Source organism: Alkalibacillus aidingensis, from assembly GCF_014595945.1.
Lineage (GTDB): Bacteria > Bacillota > Bacilli > Bacillales > Alkalibacillaceae > Alkalibacillus > Alkalibacillus aidingensis.
In genome coordinates this window covers 15,102-32,515 of sequence record NZ_JABXWU010000003.1, presented here as the reverse complement: position 1 = coordinate 32,515, position 17,414 = coordinate 15,102, and the positions used below count along the sequence as shown (strand labels likewise).

Annotated in this window: 20 protein-coding genes; 6 read left to right on the top strand and 14 right to left on the bottom strand. The window is 32.6% G+C overall.

Annotated features, from left to right (window positions below):
• Positions 1 to 338: 338 nt before the first annotated feature.
• Positions 339 to 1,565 (top strand): DUF438 domain-containing protein, encoded by a 1,227-nt coding sequence (locus HWQ49_RS07395; RefSeq protein WP_188206968.1) that lies wholly within the window; start codon positions 339 to 341, stop codon positions 1,563 to 1,565.
• A 203-nt stretch (positions 1,566 to 1,768) separates the two neighbouring features.
• Positions 1,769 to 2,416, top strand: a complete 648-nt coding sequence (locus tag HWQ49_RS07390; RefSeq protein ID WP_188206967.1) for a GntR family transcriptional regulator — start codon at positions 1,769 to 1,771, stop codon at positions 2,414 to 2,416.
• 52 nt (positions 2,417 to 2,468) lie between these two features.
• On the opposite strand, the gene brnQ is transcribed toward HWQ49_RS07390, so the two are convergent.
• From brnQ to HWQ49_RS07330, 12 genes are all read right to left on the bottom strand, one after another.
• On the bottom strand, positions 2,469 to 3,827 hold the full coding sequence (gene brnQ / locus HWQ49_RS07385; protein WP_188206966.1) for a branched-chain amino acid transport system II carrier protein: 1,359 nt from the start codon (positions 3,825 to 3,827) through the stop codon (positions 2,469 to 2,471).
• A gap of 189 nt (positions 3,828 to 4,016) precedes the next feature.
• Complete coding sequence (locus HWQ49_RS07380; protein WP_223155064.1) at positions 4,017 to 4,658, bottom strand: YczE/YyaS/YitT family protein; 642 nt, start codon at positions 4,656 to 4,658, stop codon at positions 4,017 to 4,019.
• Between the two features lie 322 nt (positions 4,659 to 4,980).
• Positions 4,981 to 5,991, bottom strand: coding sequence for a DUF3231 family protein (locus HWQ49_RS07375; RefSeq protein ID WP_188206965.1), 1,011 nt, complete (start codon positions 5,989 to 5,991; stop codon positions 4,981 to 4,983).
• Between the two features lie 299 nt (positions 5,992 to 6,290).
• Positions 6,291 to 6,860 (bottom strand): CBO0543 family protein, encoded by a 570-nt coding sequence (locus HWQ49_RS07370; RefSeq protein ID WP_188206964.1) that lies wholly within the window; start codon positions 6,858 to 6,860, stop codon positions 6,291 to 6,293.
• Between the two features lie 241 nt (positions 6,861 to 7,101).
• Positions 7,102 to 7,356 carry a hypothetical protein gene (locus HWQ49_RS07365; RefSeq protein WP_188206963.1) on the bottom strand — a complete coding sequence of 85 codons (255 nt, stop codon included), beginning with the start codon at positions 7,354 to 7,356 and terminating at the stop codon, positions 7,102 to 7,104.
• Between the two features lie 57 nt (positions 7,357 to 7,413).
• On the bottom strand, positions 7,414 to 7,665 hold the full coding sequence (locus HWQ49_RS07360) for a hypothetical protein (RefSeq protein ID WP_188206962.1): 252 nt from the start codon (positions 7,663 to 7,665) through the stop codon (positions 7,414 to 7,416).
• A gap of 8 nt (positions 7,666 to 7,673) precedes the next feature.
• A complete protein-coding gene (locus HWQ49_RS07355) occupies positions 7,674 to 8,018 on the bottom strand; it encodes a hypothetical protein (RefSeq protein WP_188206961.1) in 345 nt (114 codons plus the stop codon).
• A gap of 242 nt (positions 8,019 to 8,260) precedes the next feature.
• The gene (locus HWQ49_RS07350; RefSeq protein ID WP_188206960.1) at positions 8,261 to 9,106 is read right to left on the bottom strand and encodes an SHOCT domain-containing protein; all 846 of its coding nucleotides are present in this window, start codon (positions 9,104 to 9,106) and stop codon (positions 8,261 to 8,263) included.
• A gap of 560 nt (positions 9,107 to 9,666) precedes the next feature.
• Positions 9,667 to 9,870 carry a hypothetical protein gene (locus HWQ49_RS07345; RefSeq protein WP_317450921.1) on the bottom strand — a complete coding sequence of 68 codons (204 nt, stop codon included), beginning with the start codon at positions 9,868 to 9,870 and terminating at the stop codon, positions 9,667 to 9,669.
• A 326-nt stretch (positions 9,871 to 10,196) separates the two neighbouring features.
• A complete protein-coding gene (locus HWQ49_RS07340) occupies positions 10,197 to 10,430 on the bottom strand; it encodes a hypothetical protein (protein WP_188206959.1) in 234 nt (77 codons plus the stop codon).
• Positions 10,431 to 10,688: 258 nt separating this feature from the next.
• On the bottom strand, positions 10,689 to 10,946 hold the full coding sequence (locus HWQ49_RS07335) for a hypothetical protein (protein WP_188206958.1): 258 nt from the start codon (positions 10,944 to 10,946) through the stop codon (positions 10,689 to 10,691).
• Between the two features lie 201 nt (positions 10,947 to 11,147).
• Complete coding sequence (locus HWQ49_RS07330) at positions 11,148 to 11,765, bottom strand: hypothetical protein (RefSeq protein WP_188206957.1); 618 nt, start codon at positions 11,763 to 11,765, stop codon at positions 11,148 to 11,150.
• A 456-nt stretch (positions 11,766 to 12,221) separates the two neighbouring features.
• Between HWQ49_RS07330 and HWQ49_RS07325 the strand changes: the two genes are divergently transcribed.
• From HWQ49_RS07325 to HWQ49_RS07310, 4 genes are read left to right on the top strand one after another with little or no spacing between them, the layout of a single operon-like run.
• The gene (locus tag HWQ49_RS07325) at positions 12,222 to 12,419 is read left to right on the top strand and encodes a hypothetical protein (protein ID WP_188206956.1); all 198 of its coding nucleotides are present in this window, start codon (positions 12,222 to 12,224) and stop codon (positions 12,417 to 12,419) included.
• The gene (locus HWQ49_RS07320; RefSeq protein ID WP_188206955.1) at positions 12,409 to 12,966 is read left to right on the top strand and encodes an ABC-three component system protein; all 558 of its coding nucleotides are present in this window, start codon (positions 12,409 to 12,411) and stop codon (positions 12,964 to 12,966) included. Before HWQ49_RS07325 ends, HWQ49_RS07320 begins: the two co-directional genes overlap by 11 nt.
• Positions 12,944 to 13,186 (top strand): hypothetical protein, encoded by a 243-nt coding sequence (locus HWQ49_RS07315; protein ID WP_188206954.1) that lies wholly within the window; start codon positions 12,944 to 12,946, stop codon positions 13,184 to 13,186. Before HWQ49_RS07320 ends, HWQ49_RS07315 begins: the two co-directional genes overlap by 23 nt.
• Positions 13,183 to 14,982, top strand: a complete 1,800-nt coding sequence (locus HWQ49_RS07310; RefSeq protein WP_188206953.1) for a DUF2326 domain-containing protein — start codon at positions 13,183 to 13,185, stop codon at positions 14,980 to 14,982. Before HWQ49_RS07315 ends, HWQ49_RS07310 begins: the two co-directional genes overlap by 4 nt.
• 253 nt (positions 14,983 to 15,235) lie before the next feature.
• On the opposite strand, the gene HWQ49_RS07305 is transcribed toward HWQ49_RS07310, so the two are convergent.
• Entirely contained in the window at positions 15,236 to 15,712 is a 477-nt protein-coding gene (locus HWQ49_RS07305) for a hypothetical protein (protein ID WP_188206952.1), read from the bottom strand.
• A gap of 958 nt (positions 15,713 to 16,670) precedes the next feature.
• On the bottom strand, positions 16,671 to 17,414 hold the full coding sequence (gene istB, locus HWQ49_RS07300; protein WP_188206951.1) for an IS21-like element helper ATPase IstB: 744 nt from the start codon (positions 17,412 to 17,414) through the stop codon (positions 16,671 to 16,673).

The following is a 17,414-nucleotide window of genomic DNA, read 5'->3' as shown; positions in this document are numbered from 1 at the left end:
AAAGGAAGTGTCAACCATGCCAACAGGACTATGATGACATTTATTAACCTTTGATTTTTTATTGTCAAAACTCATCATCCTTTTGCCTTTACCTAGTCGTTAAACTATTCGAACATCAACTTTATTATGTACGAAATAATTGGGCACTGACCCCTTCTTCCTTGTGCTCAATCATCTTCTTCCCATATAATATAAGTAAGATGATCAGTCTGATAAAATGGATTATATTTAAAAAATCCCATGTGAAGTATAAAATCATAATCCGTTCTATTTGCTTGATCTTACAAGTTTAGACTTACAGAAATCGCTTTTTACTACCATCACAATGAGGTGAAAACATGATTCAAGCACAATTAGATATTACCTTAATCCATACGATCAAAGATATATTAGCACGTTTACATCAAGGAGAATCCGAGCAAGACGTCCAAGAGGAATTTGACGAGCACATTCGTCACCTAGACACTTTAGATATATTGTTGAACCTACAAGAATTAAAAAATAGTGGCTACGGTATGACCAATCAGGATATCAAAACATTCTTTGATACATACCAGCACCTATATGGTCATTCCATTCAAGACATTCCTGTTCCAAATTCGCACCATCCCAACCATCCCATTCACATTTTCAAAGAAGAGAATCGAGCATTTGAGGACCTATTAACTCGACTAAATAACCTTGTAAAAGCTATTGAAAATGATCCACAACACCCAAAAGATCAATTAATCACTGAAATGAATCAATTAGGGAAGCTATACAGTCATTACAATCGTAAAGAAAAACTCTATTTTCCAATACTAGAGCGCTATGGCATCTATACCCTATCACGAACAATGTGGGCAGAAGATGATCGAATTCGCACGTTATATAAGGGTGCCAAAAAAATGATGGAGAAGATTCCAGAAATAGAATTTCACTACGTCAAACAAGCTTATATTGACTTAGAAAAAGCGTTCAAAGACATGATGATTCAAGAAGAATACTTTCTATTACCTATCATCCAGTCAATCTTTAAAGAAGAAGACTGGTTAGCCGTTTCAAAAGAAAGTAAGGCATTTGGCTATGCCATCAACGAACCAGAAGAAGAATGGATGCCCGAAAGCCAATCAAATGAAGATACAGAGCAACAAAATGACACAACCAACACAGAACATTTACGATTCGGTGGTGGTTACTTAACCCTTAAAGAAGCCAACCATATTCTCAACAACTTACCACTAGAATTAACATTCGTTGATAAGCATGGCGTCTTTAAGTACTTTAATGAAATAGTCGAATCTTCCGACATGATGTTTATACGCACCCAAACTTCGATTGGACGAAATGTAGCAAACTGCCACCCACCGAAAAGCTTAGGGAAAGTCATGAGACTCATCCGTGACTTAAAAACAAAGCAACGAACTTCAGAATCGATGTGGTTCAAAAAGAAAGACGAATATGTTCACGTGACGTATAAAGGTGTGTTTGATGAAAACGGTGAGTACTTAGGAATCTTAGAATATGTTCAAGATATTCAGCCATTTATGGACTTACCCCGTGAGGTAAAAAAAGAATTGAGTTAAAAATAAAACCGTGGAAGTTCATCTTAACCGATGAGCTCCACGATTTTTTATGTTGACTTATAACTTTATAAAATAGATCTCCTTTGATCTGCTCATACTTTTTTTACAAACAATGATCAATTAATATATTGCATATTTTTACTCCGAGGTATTTTCATGTATACTATATTCATACTAAGGTCGGTCAAGAAAGGAGAGGTAGCATGCCAATCCCTGTAAACCACTCGAAACCTGTTCGTCAATCGGCAAAAGAAAGTGCATTTAACCAGATTCAACAGTGGATCATTGATGGAACATTGCTACCAGGCGAAAAGCTAAATGATTCCGAATTAGCTGAATCGCTAGGTGTCAGTCGAACTCCGATTCGAGAATCACTGCAGCTTTTAGAAGTCCAAGGGTTTGTCAAAATGTATCCAGGTAAAGCCACACAAGTTACCGAAATTAGACGCGAAGCCATTAAGGAGCTTCTCCCCCCATTGGCGGTGTTGCAGTCCTTATCCGCTGAGCTAGCCATTGATAACTTAACGACAGATCATATTATCCAACTCGAACAGATCAATGAACGTTTCGCACAATCTATTCGTTCCCATAACGAATATGCTGCCTTAAAGGTCGATGAAGAATTTCATCAAGTGATTGTTGACATAACAAATAACTCCTATATCCATAGCATACTAGAATCATTACAGGCACATGTGCGAAGGCATTTCTTCTACAATTCAATTGTGTTAACGGAAAAGTCCATTGAAGAACATCAATCGATTATTACGGCTATGAAAAACGGAAATAAAGATCAAGCTTCAGCAATTATGAAAGAAAACTGGCTACGTACATTAAAAGAGTTCGAATGAGATTTGTACATAAAAAAACCGGCTCCGAATCAGGAACCGGTTTTCATTTATTTTATGATACATGAGCTGTAGTGGCCTTTTCATTTTGGAAACGGCTGATGATCGCAGTAACGACAATAACGACTATTGCCGGAAGTAACCATCCAAGCCCCTGATTATATAGTGGAAGCGATTGTTCATAAAAAGCTATAATCGGCTCCATCCAGCTAAAATATTCGATACCCAGTGATTGACAAAGGGACTTTAGACCATCAAAAATGCTGATCAAAAACGTGACAGCAATGGTAGATACATAAACAATTCTTGCATGTCTGAACAATGGTGATAAAAACGTTAAGATCATTAAGACGATGGCCAAAGGATACAAGAACATCAAGACTGGAACAGAGTAAGTAATGATATTTGCCAACCCGAAGTTCGCAATCACAAAGGTCGACGTGGCAAAGAAGGTAACCAAGGTTTTATAGCTGATTTTCGGAAACAATGTATGAAAATATTCTGCATTGGCTGTTGTCAGTCCGATGGCAGTCGTTAGACAGGCTAAAGTAATGGCAATAGCAAGCAGGATAGAACCAAATGTCCCAAAGTAATGCGAAGCAGCACCACTTAATACTGGTCCACCAGTTTCAAATATCCCGAATAATTGTGTGCTTGTTGCCCCCATGTAGGCAATCCCGACATAAATCGCACCCAGAAGTAAAATAGCAATACTACCAGACTTAATAGTTGTCTTAAGAATATCTGTTTTGGACGTGACACCCATAGCCCGGATCGCATTAATTACGATAATCCCAAATACCAATGAGGCTAGTGCATCCATGGTATTATAACCTTCAAGAAAGCCCGTTACAAACGCACCACTAGTATACGATCCCTGAGGTGACTCCATTGGCCCCATCGGATTAACAATGGCTGTCATAAGTAGAACGGCAACCAGAACAACCAATCCAGGTGCCAACAACTTCCCAACATGATCCACTAGTTTAGCCGGTTTTAATGAAAACAAGAGCACGATCGTGAAGAACACTAAGGTAAAAATGAACAACCACAATTGTTGCGAAGATTCACCTACAAAAGATGATATACCAACCTCAAACGCAACCGTACCTGTACGAGGAGAAGCAAAAAATGGTCCAATCGTTAAATAAAGTACTGATGTAAAAAACACGGCATACACCGGGTGAACCCTTGAGGAAAGTTCCTGCAAATTACGACTCCCTGAAAAACTCATGGCGATGATTCCAAGAAGCGGCAGTCCCACACCAGTAATTAAAAATCCAACAACCGATGGCCAGAGGTTCGTCCCAGCATTTTGTCCCAAACTTGCAGGAAAAATCAGATTACCAGCCCCAAAAAATAGTGCAAACAACATAACTCCAACAGCTGCGTAAGACGAAAATGATAGTTTCACAATAGGTTCCCCCAATGATGGTCAATTTTATATAGAAATGCAATATATCGCTCTGAACGAAAACAATCGTACTACTTTTAATCCCAAAATGCAATATATTACGTGAATTTTTCGATAATTAGACAAAAAAAATTCATGGAGTAGAAATGATCAGCCATCCTACTCCATGATTTTTTATATGATACCATTTCACACTGTCTCCGTATTCGTTTTGAACTCATCTCGTCGATGTTCAATAAAATGAAGTAGTGCTTTAAACTTCATAAATGAATAGGCAAATACCGGACTCTGAATAAATGTAAATATAAATGTGAACCAAAAAACAGGTCCCCCTAGAATTAGCCCGAGGACTAACACAGAGCTTTCAACAATAATTCGTATTCTTCCTATCGGTGCCCCCAGTTTATCAGCGATCGATAGCATAAATCCATCCCTTGGACCAGCACCTACTTGTGCAGAATTATACAATCCACCACCCATTCCCATGGTGATAATACCACCAATCATAACCAATATATCGGTCCACGCATAACTCGCATTCGGTAAAAAATCCAACCATAAAAACAGATCCACAAAAACACCCACGAGAATTCCATTTAAAAATGTGCCTAATTTGATATAACTCTTATCCAAGATCCAAGAGACAATGATTAATACTAACGAAATAATAATCGCCCAAGAACCAATTGATAACCCCATTTTTTCATAAAGCGCAACAGAAAGAACATCCCATGGGTGAATACCCAAATGCTGAAGACTTAGCGCAATGGTAATTCCATAACTAAAAATAATTAATCCAATCAAGTAAAATAACCAACGAATGATGTACATGATGCCTCTACTCCCCCACTCTTTCTCTCTTCCTTCCATCATAATACGGATTGAGAATTTAAGAAAGGGAGTTGTTTGGAAGTGAAAGTGGATACTTCTAGATCCACTGTATAAGAAACTTCGTTATTCTCACTCAACTCTTTAAATATTTGGTATAAATTGCTTACCAATGATGTACTAGTGTAAGTACCTGTTCCAGCAGGGAAATACATTTAAAATATTTGTGCTATTATTTATAGTTTGTGAAGGATCAATCTTAAACCAACGAGACAGTAGAGTAAAACAAGAATTTACAAAAAGATACCCTTGCTAAAAGGGCATTTTAGTTCTCTTTACCTTTTGCAAGGTCTTTCCTGTTTGGAGCAAGTGGTGGTTGTTCTAACCATTTATTTTTGGTCATTAAATTGAACCACTCTTTTGTAATCATTAAATTCTTTAGTATTATTTTTTCATAAGTCGTCACGAGGTCTATTCTCATGGCAGCTGCGAGACCTGCACCGTGATATGATTGGGCTGATTGTAACAAGAATCCAATGTGATACAACATTAGCTTATCTGAAAAAGGGGAATCTTGGGAAGCTGTAACCTCAGATTCCCAAGACATGGGAACAGGTAATTTATCTCCTTTAAGTATTTTACTTAGTGATTGAATTTGCTGGTCGGAAGCGTTCTGTGTGCTCTCTAAAAATTTTCTAACCTCTTTTGATTGTGTTACTTGACTGAATCCAATGGAAAGAGACTTTTCCATTATTTTCTTTTTTAAATTAAGTGATAAGGCAATAATTTCTGTTGATGCTAAAGGACGCTTATCTCCTAAAAAACCATCTATAAATTGCTGTCCTGAAACAAATTCAGGATTCTCTTCTGGGTAAAAGTACGGGTCTCTTTGAAAATGTCCTTTTTCGAGTAGTAGTTCAGTAGTTCGATGATACATACTCATCCCGTCATTAGTACATGAATCATAAAAGTGCCTCAAGTCCTTCCTTACAGAAGAACTAAGAGATGTTGAATGCCCTAGTAATCCATGAAGTGTCATAATATGTAAATAGTGCAAACAGAATATATCAGAAAATAATCTTTTGGTTCCTTTGTTAAGGTCTGATTCAGTAAAGCCAACTGGTACTGGAAAACCTTCATTTTCAATAAATTGTCTTATTTGACTTTTCTGTTTATCAAATATCATTATTGCATCTTCGAACAGCAGTTTTATCTTCTCATCTTCTATAATGGATAGCATATATTTATTAACAATATCAACGGCTGTTCCATTTACATATTCGCCCCATAATGTTCCTATCTCAGCAGATGTGAGTTTTAAATCTTCTTTCTCCATATAATCACCTCAACCTAATGTTTCCCAAATTATTCGCATTTTATTACTCCTGTTTGATTCACTTCATATCTGATATAATCAGTTTGTTCCACTGCTAACATCTCCTAGTCTCCTGTAAACGTTATTGGTCCAACGTGGAGTTTAAAGTTATTTAGAGAGGTTCTCAAGTGGAATTTTTTATTTGTGCGGCTTTTTCACTAGCCTAACTAAATTAAGTACTAAAGACTACATTCTAAGTTTGCCATAGACATAAAACGAAACAGAAATCCATTAAGGACAAGTAATACAATACTCTACTTTTATTTTTTATCTCTACGCTCTACTACCTTGGATTTTTCTTTAACTAAAAACATCATAACTAGTTTTGATAGGATACCAAGTGTTAAATAAACTGCAAACGAATATGTGTGCGTCCATTTTTGTAAGTTATATATATCCATCCATACAAGAATAGGTTCTGCTACATACGCAAGAATTAACGCTAAAAATATTGTACTAATTGTTAATGATTTTAAAGTAGTAAACCATTGATAAATTAACATATAAAGAAAAGGAATCATGGTTAAATAAGGTAGTAAAGGTGGAAGTATTGGTATTAGCCTGGTCTTATGTCCAAAAAGAACCATGCTCATAAATAATGAATCAAAAAAAGTAGCGAGTGCAGAAACCAAAAGTCCATATGCTAATAATTCAAATATTCTTCTTTTATCGGCTAATACCCACCATATAATAGGGATAGCAAATAACAGTGTTAAAAGTACCCACCAATTAAGAGAAAAAACTTCATTATCCACCCAATATTGTAAATATGTTTGAAATAATTCTTCACGAATATTCGTTATATCTTCCCAAGTAGGGTTGTTTGACACAATACTCACCTTCTTTCATTAGTATAAAAGTATTATGTGGAAAATAGCTTGTAATTATGAAAAAATTACTTTTAGCCGTCACGAAAGAACAAAGCATCAAAACACTTATAGATAGTACGGCGTTAAGGTCGTTCAAAATTTATACGGTGGTTTGGTGTTTTTGCAACCACAAATTTCACTTTATTATGGGACGCTTCCATCTTTCTTTCATCATTCCAAAAGAAGCAATAGTTATTTACATTTATACTTCATCAGCACGTAGGATTAATAAACCTGACTTAAACTTATTGATATTTTGCACTTCATAACGTTTATCAACCAAATCAAACTTATCATTTATTTCAATCGTTTGAGTTTCTTCGTTGGCCTGTACAACTATATCTATTTCTTGGTCGGAAACAACTATTTGAGTACCTTCAATGCTTAAACGTTGCCAATCAATATAGCATGGCACATCATGATATGTTTCAACTCCATCATATATAGGTCTTCCCATATCATCAGTATCACCTGTATCAACTTCTTCTACAGTAACTACCTCTATAACTAAATCTCATGGTCTAATCGTTGCTTTATACTCGTAGTTACTTTTCAATTGAACATCAGAAATAATAATAAACTTCTCATTTTCCCATGTAATCATATCTCCACGTTGTATGGAGAAATTAGTATGTATGATGTATTCGTCAAAATCTTTATTTCTATTATTCTTAGAAAGTAATACTTTGCGTGGCTCTGATTCGTCATTTAGATAAATATCTTTACCATATTCCTTTATGGTATGGTTAAAAGTTTCTGCTAACACATTATCACCTACCTATCGAACAGCATAAAAATGTTAGATTCATTCTCTAACTGTTCATTTGTTTTTATCCCTCTAATTTTTCGTTCTAATTGATCTATGCGATTTTGAAGATTGGTTGCAAATTCAGATATATCTAAATCTTCATGTTTAATATTTTTCATTTGTTCAGGGTCATTAGCCAAAGATTCTAAAATAGATAATGCGGATTTATAAATATTCTTTTTACTTGTGGCTGAATCGGGATCATATTCATTAAATGGCTGTAAACCATTTTCCTGAAGGTAAATCGTTAGTTCTGACTGTTCTAGGTTGACGTTTTTAACTTCCATTTCTAAACGTTGTAAATTGTTCATGCATTCACTCTCTTTTGGGCATAATAAAAAGCCACTCGCAATGGAGTGGCTGTGGGTAAAAGATTTAAATTTATTTGTTTTTAATTGGAAACAATCGTGCCTAAAATTGCCATGAACCCTATGAATACTGTAAAGACAATTAGCCCAATTAACGCACTAGGCATCTCTTGTTTCTCATTATTTTTTTTGTTGTTAGAAATAATAACACCACCAAACTTATTTATATATAAGTTATTTAGACATTAACTACCTTGACTTAATACTTTTTGTTTTTCCGAGTTAAATTCTTCTTGGGTTATAAATCCATCATTGAGCAACTCACTCAATTTTCGGATTTCATCTGCTGTAGAACTGTTAGAGTTAGTAGATTGAGTAGGTTCAGGTTGTTTATTATCTTCTTCATCTGCCTGTTTAATAAGTACTGTTATTAACGAGTGCCAGTGATTTATTTTGTTTTTTGATAACTTATATTGACTAGATGATTTCTTAATTGGAATTGGCTTTTGTGAAATTGATTCAATTTCTGCTTTAAGAAAATTAATTGTATAAACTGGATTCTGTGTGTTATTTACAACTAACTTTAAATCTAAACTTATTATCTCTTTATCAGATTTTTGCTTACCACTTAAACCACCAATAATTGCACCGACTCCACCTGCAAGAACTCCACCTAATAAAGCACCACCGATTTGTGATTTCCTAGAAGATTTGGTTATTGTTTCTCCATCTTCAATAATTTCTGATTCTAATATATCACGATAATTAAAAACCTTATGCCTGTTCATTCCTTGCCAAACTATACAAACTTTTTTATTATCTTCGTCAATTAAAATACCATGATCCTGATCGTTAGTTATGTATTCTTTAGTTACCGTGAAATCCTCTAAGAGTACATTTTTTATGTTAGATAAAAGTTTTTCTTTTTTATCCTTAATGGCTTGTTGTTCCTTAGATTCTGATCTACCGAGTAAAATAACACCTACAATTATTACCAAAAACAATAAAAAGACAAGCCACCCTGATATTGACCAAAGTTTAAACATGATAAATAAGAAAAAGATCATTCCTATTGCAAATAGAAATTGCATATACACACCTCTCTCTTTATGGAAATATATATTTATAAAATTGATTCTTTAAAGCCATATATCATTAAATTTTTATTGGGTGTGTAAATTGGTTAGTTAGGGGGCTGATCGGTATAAGTTGGGGTATTTGCAATAAATTAACTGTAAAATGTTAAGAAGTTTACATAATGCAGTTATAGGAAGTACACTCTGCCCTATTTCAATGTCTGATAATATAGGTTATACCGACATTTTAGACGTTTATAAGTATGTACTGCTTAAAACGTTAATTTTATTGGATTAATGGTTATTTTACCATATTTAACCTGTAAGTCAAACGGATCATGCCATATATACCTGGTATTTCTAGCATAACAGCAATCCATAACACCTGCTATACCCTGATATAACAGGATTTGTTCGTGCAATCCAACAATTATACTTCTAAAAGTGTACACCTTTAGTCCTACATCTGAAACCCAGCAAAAAATCCGTTGCAATTGAAATAAATCTATATTCCTGCTTCTAACTGCCAAACTTGAAAATGTATGTCTGAACTTGTGACAAGTCGCATGTACATTTCATTGTTTACCGTATTTTGTAATACGTTGACGTTTTGCTAGTTGTTCATTTTCAAGTGTTATAAACAAATAGTTACAATTAACCACTCCACGTAATTTTAAATACTTTTCTAACTGATCCTTTATGCGATCTTGAAATGGTACATATCTGTCACTATAACCTTTTGTTGTTTTCAGCAATATTAGATTTTCCTGTAGGTTTATATCATGAATTTGAATATTTGATACTTCGTTCGCTCTTACTCCTGTTTCTAACAGGTAACATCATAATCGTGTAATCACGTACACCTACAAAAGTTTTCAAATCAGGTTGATTAAATAGTTTGATTAATTCATCATCTTAATAAATAGGTACTGCCATTTTACGATCCTTCAATAGTTTCAAGTTTTTAACAGGGTTATCCTTGATGTACTTTTCCCGATATAAATAATTAAAGAATGTACGAATGCTCGAAGACGTGTGTTAATGGTTACTATCTTGTTCTTTTTAATTTCTTTCATGAATAAAATTTGATTTTGGTTGATAATTTCTAAAGTGATTTTGCTTGGTGTGTGGTATCTATTTTTTGTTCTCTTAGTTGCTTGTAAAAAATAGATAATTCTGTTTGATAAAATTTAATGGTATGTCCTCGTAAATTAAGAATGTTACAATCACCTAGGAACGATTGCAAACATTCCCCAAACGTTTGAGGAATATTCCGATCAATTTCACGATCAACTAATTGAAGTTCATCATGAGAGAGGTCGTTATTACGTTTAGACATATGATACACCTCCTTTGGAATAGGCGTATCGTTCGTAACATACGATTTTAAATTGAATAGTCAATTTTTTGAGGAAATAAAAAAGACCTCCGAGAAGTTCTCGAAAGTCATATCAACGTTCATTAAACTTTTGTAAGTACCGGTGGTCGGGGTCGAGATAACCTCGTAAACACCTATGTTATAAGGATTCTTAGATACCTTGTGCATTTTTTGTGAATTTTAATTTTAAAGCTGAATATTTGTACTTAATGCTATACCTTAAACATACTTAATCTCCTTCATTAACTCTTGGTTTACTTCAGAAACAAATTGATAAATTGGTCCATCTTTTACAAATTCAAATCCTAATCCATCACTATCTATTTTGATAATAGTTTGTACTGCATCCCCATATCCAATTGTGATGCAATATTTCTCCATATCTATAGTTTTTTCCCAAGTACTATTAATAAATTTACCTTTATCATTTCTCACTTCAACGGTTACCAATTTCCATTCGTTTGGATCGAAGGCCAATAAATCCTCTATTATATTTTCTGGAATTGACCTTTCTTCAGCTCTTTGCTTAAAATGCTTTCCGTGTAATTTTAATGATCTATGTTCTTAATACTTATACTGCACTCGTTCAAACAATACTGTCGGACCATAAGATACATGAAGACGTGAAGTTTTAAAACGAACTGCCATTGAACCCGTTAATTGATATGGTGGAGTTTTTTATTTTAATATATCTGGATTAGTAAAATCGAAGGAAAAGATTGGATGCGGTTTCTCTTTAAGTTCATTTCCAAATTTCTTTTCACACTTATCAACTAGGGCTTCTAAACTGTTTATATATTTCACGCATATTTCTTTAATATCACTTTTAGGAAAATCCTCCAACTCGTGATGATAACCTGCTAATTTCCCATGAAAAGTTACTGTGTTTTCATCATCTACCGGCTCATTTTCTGGGTCATACGCACTAACAGTAAACTCTACTTCTTTCTTATCCATTTTTCGTAATTTACTCTTCATTTCCTCAGTTACTTTGTCTTCATTAACATTCAAAACTGCTCTAATATAGGTGTCTATTGGACTAATTTTTTGGGTACGAACCCTAATATCATTTAACTTCTTTAATAATTGCCTTTCTTCTATAGATGGAGATTCAGAATCATACCAATCCTTCCACCCATCAACCTTTGAATATTCTGCTTTCATCACCCATAAAATTGAACGCGCAGAACTGATACATGCACTTAAATAATAATTGAAATCCGGCATTTTAGTTTCAGTCTTTAGCTTTTCTAAAAAGAATTTAGCTTCATTCATTTTTTCCACTGTATCTGACAAGCTACTTCCCCCTTCTTTATAATAATCCTAATATTAATTGAAAGAATATAAATGGTAAAGTGTGGTAAAACAGGAACAACGAGAAGATAGGCCAACCTTCTTATCTATTGATATAGCAAGTTGGATGTAATGAGTTCTTGTAATTGATGGGATGATTTTATAATATCCCGGTAATTTATCCACTAAATCACATAATTTTATTATATTATAAAACTCCTTTTTTCAACACTAGACTACAATTGTTAACTCCTAAACCATAGTTTTTAGATTCCCAATAATGTTAATTCTAATAATTAAATAAGTAACGGCTCTTCTCATTTAGTAATAATTTCATAATAAGAAACTACTAACCGATTATTAAAAATTTGGAATAAAATTGTGGGGAATAATGTCAAATATTTAATTCTATATTAAATGTTAGTTATAATAAGTATAGATTCAAAGGGGGTTAATTAAATGAGTTTTAGTTTGATAGCAGGTTGGGCCTCAATTATATCTTTACTTCTTGGAATTTTTTCTATATGTTTTAGTACATATTCACTAAGAAAGGTAAATAGATTAACAGATAAAAGTAAAGATATTAATCGTAATAATAAAATGAAAGTCAACGGTAATAGTAACACAGTAACAGGGCGTGACTATAATGCTAAATAAAAACAAGATAGAAATAGACGGTACTAGTAATACTGCAGTGGGTCGGGATTACAATGATAATAGAAAGTATATTTTTGCGGACACTAGTCCATTAAGATTTTTTGATGAAGAGATTAAAGAGGTAATAAAAGAATTCGCTAAAGTTGCCCGAAAAGAAATTGGACGAAACTATAATTTCAAAAGAATAGCAGCTGAACAAAAAAATGAATTAAACGGACTAACTAACGATTATTTTACAGATGTTATTTTGGAAAATAGCATCTGTTATTTTCAACAAATAGATGATTTTTTAAAGTCACCCATCAATGCCGAATATTTGGAAATGTATGAAAATACAGTAGACGATCTAAATCAAAAAATCGCTATATTTAGAAAAAAATACGAAGAATTTGAATTTGTTTTTAATGATTTATTTGATCATATATTTTATAACAACAAATCTGAATTAAAGACCGATCGAAGGTTAATTTGGGTTATGCTACATTATATGTATTGGAAATGTGATATAGGAAAAGGTGGGGAAATTGGTCATGTTACTTCCTCATAAGTATATGAATCTTGAAAAGAGCGTTCTAAAGGTGAGCAGTGAGATAATAAAAGAATTTTCTAATAAAGAGGCAATAGAATTTGATTATTTATATAAAAAAATGGAGCATAAGTTTGGTGTAGAAGTGAATGAACTATTTATTCCATCTCTTATATTGCTTCATGCCTTTGGAAAATTGGAATATATAATGAGTGAAGATTTATTGGAGTGGACTGAATGAAAATTTGCCAAATCTATTCAAATAATAATAAATTTAAATGGATAAAATTCAATAAACACTTAAACGTTATTTTAGGAATAATAAAAGATAAATCCAATGAAGATACTGATTCACATAACCTAGGTAAATCAACATTAATATACGTAATTGATTTTATGTTCCTAAAAGAAATTAAGAGTAATAGAGATCTATTTAAGAAGAACTATGATCGCCTCAAAGATTTCACTTTTTTTATGGAATTAAAGAAAGATGAGAATAGTTACGTCACAATAAAAAGAAATGTTAAAAATAACACTAAAATATCAATCAAATTCCATACCAAACCATTTCAAGACTTTAGAAATGAAGCGATATGGGATTACACTGATCTCCCCCTAACATCTAAAAATGTTGAGAAGAACCCAAAAGAAATATTAAATAACTTTTTTTCTTTTTATACTAAGGAGGAGTATAATTTCCGAAAGTATTTAGGCTATTTTTTGAGAACTCAATATGATTATGATGAGGTTTTTAAACTCAACAAATTCAAAGGTAAAATGATTAATTGGAAACCAGCATTATTAGATTTATTAGGTTTTGATGGAGATTATTTAAAAGATAAATTAGCGCTTGAAAGCCAAATTGAATTAACAAAAAAGTATTTGGAAGAAATGAAAGAAGAGTTAAGAGTCAGTGATTACGAAATAGACGTAATTCATTCGTTAATTGAGGCGAAATCAGAGGATAAGGAAAAATTAGAAGAGGAAATTAATAGATTCGATTTCTATAATAAAGAGAGAGAGAATACTAGAATACTAGTTGAAGATATAGAATCAGAAATAAGTAATTTAAATAACTTAGAATACAAGTTATCATATGAAATTGAAAAGATAAATGGCACACTTAAACGCGATTTAGATTTTGACTTAGAAAAGGTTGAAAGTATTTTTAATGAAGCGAAAATACTCTTTGGGGATCAAATTAAGAAATCATACAATGAACTTGTACAATTTAATGAAGATATAATTCAAGAAAGAAATACATATCAAGCAAAAATGCTGCGTAAAAAAGGCGATGAATTACAACTAGTAAGAAAAAAATTGAAAGAATTAAATGATGAGAGAAAAAGTAAACTCGCATATATTAGAAACTCTAATACAATGGCTAAGTTTAAAAAATACCAAAATGAATTGGTAGAAACAGAAAACGAAATTAGCCACTTACTAAATAAATTAGACAATGTTGATGTAATCAAATCTATAAATAAAAAATTGAAACAAATGGATAAGGATCTTGAGGAGAGTATTCAAAAGTTAGAGGAACATTTAGAAAAACCAAATGATTATTATAATGAAATTAAAAGTCACTTTAGGACATTGTCAAAAGGTATATTAGGTGAGTCAGCTATTTTGTATTACATAATGAATACAAATGATAACCCTGACTTTTTCGCTGACTTCGTTAACATTAATGAATCAAAAGTAGATTCACAATCCGATGGGTATTCATATAAGAAAATGTTATGTGTTTGCTTTGACCTAGCAGTACTACTTACATATTCTAAAAAAAGATTCTTTAAGTTTGTTTATCATGATGGCGCTTATGAATCAATGTCTGATACAAGGAAAATCAAATATTTAGATAAGGTTCGTGAAATTTGTGACAAGTTTGACATTCAATATATTTTTACTACTCTAAGTGATGATATACCTAGAGGGACAGACAATAAACTTTATGATTTTACCGAAGATGAAATTGCACTGGAACTTAGTGACGATGAAGACAATTTAGGGAGATTATTCAGCATGAAATTTTAGATTACTATTAATAATTATCGGGGCATCTGTTCTTTTACAATGCCCTTTCTTTTTTACAATATTTTGTATTAATATATCTCGGTCATTAATGAAAGTTTTTATCCCTTCAAAAAAACCATTGATTTTTAAGTTAACGAATAAAAACGACCACTCACATTACAAGAGTGGTCGTTTAATCTATAATTGTATTTACTATAAATGTTCATGAAAATATTTGAAGAAAATCAATTTATAACTGACTTTGATCAGTTAACTACTTTTGATCAAAATTATAATATTCTAATCCCTTGGATAATAAAACATCGATAAGAACGTTGATTTTTAAAGATCTTTCCTTACTAATTACCTTTAATGTTTTATACATTTCTTCAGTTAAAAAAAAGGTTTTCTTTTCTTTTAATAAAGAATAATCTACACTAATAGAATTAGCGTATAATTCGTAATTCTTATCATTATGCTCCTTCGGGTTTGTCCTTTGATGTTTTTCCTCCCTACTCACAAATGGTCTATCTACTTTTAGAAGTTTTATTGGTTTGTTAACTTCTCTACTAAGCGATATACTTGGTGAATTTCCAATGTAATTCCACTGATTATTTTGTTCATTATATACAATCGCAGCATTCTGTAACTTTGTTGATAATTTTTGTTCTTTGTCTATACCTGCACGCTTGGCAACTTCAGTAATTAATATCCCATCATTTAATTGATTAAGCACCTCTTGTAAAGTCACGTTTTTCCTCCTTTCTGACGTTTTAAAGCATTGTATCTTCAATCCTCTAAATTTCAAGACAAAATAATTATTACTTTTTTCCGAATTCATTCTAACTTTTTTCTCATTCTGATATAATCATTTTCTAACTTCTTTTCAGCTGTTTAAAAAATTCCAAACCAACTCATATAAAATAAATAATTTTTTTGTTACTGTTATAGTGAACCTAATTTCGATATCCAAGATAAAGTAACATCACTTATCGAGAAGTTTGTAAGATTTTAATTAGACATATGATTAGCGAACGTAAATAATACCAATAAGTAAGATATAAAAATTAGTTATATGTATCTAAAATCATGCATTCCATAATTCATATTAGAGATTCTAGGAGAAATTAATAAGTTCAAAGGGGTACACTTAACCATCCCCCCTTGAGGCTATAAACCAGTTCATATACCTGTGATTTAAAACACCGCCATTCAAGGTTTAGTAACACATAAAATTTAAGCATTTCCGTGACATATTACATTCATAGAACCTTTAATGACTACGTTCTACTAATTAATTTACAGAGTTTATAAAACCCTCTTCTTCCATCACTTAAAATACAGGTTCTAGTTATTTTGTCGTCATCTATTTAGTAATTTATAAAATTTTGGTAAATCGTTATATAATTAGTACCCTTACCAAGCGATACATTAATTCACAAAAATAAAATAGCATATATTTTCTCAATATCTTTAAAACAATGTTTACTCTGGTTTTAACACGTATTTATGTAGTTGATAGAAATAATTAGGAAAAAGCATTTGGGCGTCAGAAAATTATTTAAAGTTTTTTACAAGGAGATGAATTTGAATATTGTCCTTTGAGTGGTCCACCTTTGACATCTTTTTGACCCATCCGTGACATGGTTTTAACCCAGCGATGACATGAAGTGAGCCACTATCAATCTGATAGTGGCCACATAGGTTAACTATTGGTTTAAACCGTGTCGCTCTCTCATAGAAACTTTGCCGTCTATTAAGATGTTATATGAATCATGGACGATTCGATCTAAAATAGCGTCTGCTAATGTACCTTCACCAATTTTCTCGTGCCACCCTTTTGGGTCAAACTGAGAACAGAAAATGGTTGATGATTCTTGGTGCCTCGATTCTACGATCTCTAAGAGATCTCTTGCTTCACTTTCTCTTAAAGGGGTCAACAACCATTCATCTAATATTAAAAGATTAACTTTCTTATACTTTTTCATTACCTTTCGGTAAGTTCCTTCACCTCTTGCGATGGCGAGTTCATCTAATAAGTCTGGTAACCTTGTGTACTTGACTTTATAGAACTGTCGACAAGCAGCGAGACCAAATGCGCAAGCTAAGTATGTTTTCCCATTTCCTGATGCGCCCTTCAATATGATGTTATGTCGATCCTGAATGTATTGCCCATTAGCTAGTCTGAGGATTTGTGTCTTATCAAGTTTTCGGTCAGGGTGGTACTCAATATCTTCGATGGAAGCTTGTCTATCTCTTAATTCTGCAGCTTTAATTAATCGATCCAATTTATTATTTTGTTTATGAGACCATTCTAAATCGACAAGTAATCCAAAACGTTCTTCAAATGATAGTTCTTGATATTCGGGATTACGTAATTGTTCCCTATACGTTTCTGCCATGGCAGTTAACCTCATATCATTTAATTTTGTTAATGTGTTTTCAGTAGTCAT

What these genes read in the sequence shown, in the direction of transcription:
- HWQ49_RS07395 (WP_188206968.1), top strand. Translation starts at nt 339, where the DNA reads ATGATTCAAGCACAATTAGATATTACCTTAATCCATACGATCAAAGAT.
- HWQ49_RS07390 (WP_188206967.1), top strand. Translation starts at nt 1,769, where the DNA reads ATGCCAATCCCTGTAAACCACTCGAAACCTGTTCGTCAATCGGCAAAA.
- HWQ49_RS07380 (WP_223155064.1), bottom strand. Translation starts at nt 4,658, where the DNA reads ATGTACATCATTCGTTGGTTATTTTACTTGATTGGATTAATTATTTTT.
- HWQ49_RS07375 (WP_188206965.1), bottom strand. Translation starts at nt 5,991, where the DNA reads ATGGAGAAAGAAGATTTAAAACTCACATCTGCTGAGATAGGAACATTA.
- HWQ49_RS07365 (WP_188206963.1), bottom strand. Translation starts at nt 7,356, where the DNA reads ATGGGAAGACCTATATATGATGGAGTTGAAACATATCATGATGTGCCA.
- HWQ49_RS07355 (WP_188206961.1), bottom strand. Translation starts at nt 8,018, where the DNA reads ATGAACAATTTACAACGTTTAGAAATGGAAGTTAAAAACGTCAACCTA.
- HWQ49_RS07350 (WP_188206960.1), bottom strand. Translation starts at nt 9,106, where the DNA reads ATGCAATTTCTATTTGCAATAGGAATGATCTTTTTCTTATTTATCATG.
- HWQ49_RS07340 (WP_188206959.1), bottom strand. Translation starts at nt 10,430, where the DNA reads ATGTCTAAACGTAATAACGACCTCTCTCATGATGAACTTCAATTAGTT.
- HWQ49_RS07325 (WP_188206956.1), top strand. Translation starts at nt 12,222, where the DNA reads ATGAGTTTTAGTTTGATAGCAGGTTGGGCCTCAATTATATCTTTACTT.
- HWQ49_RS07320 (WP_188206955.1), top strand. Translation starts at nt 12,409, where the DNA reads ATGCTAAATAAAAACAAGATAGAAATAGACGGTACTAGTAATACTGCA.
- HWQ49_RS07310 (WP_188206953.1), top strand. Translation starts at nt 13,183, where the DNA reads ATGAAAATTTGCCAAATCTATTCAAATAATAATAAATTTAAATGGATA.
- istB (WP_188206951.1), bottom strand. Translation starts at nt 17,414, where the DNA reads ATGACTACTGAAAACACATTAACAAAATTAAATGATATGAGGTTAACT.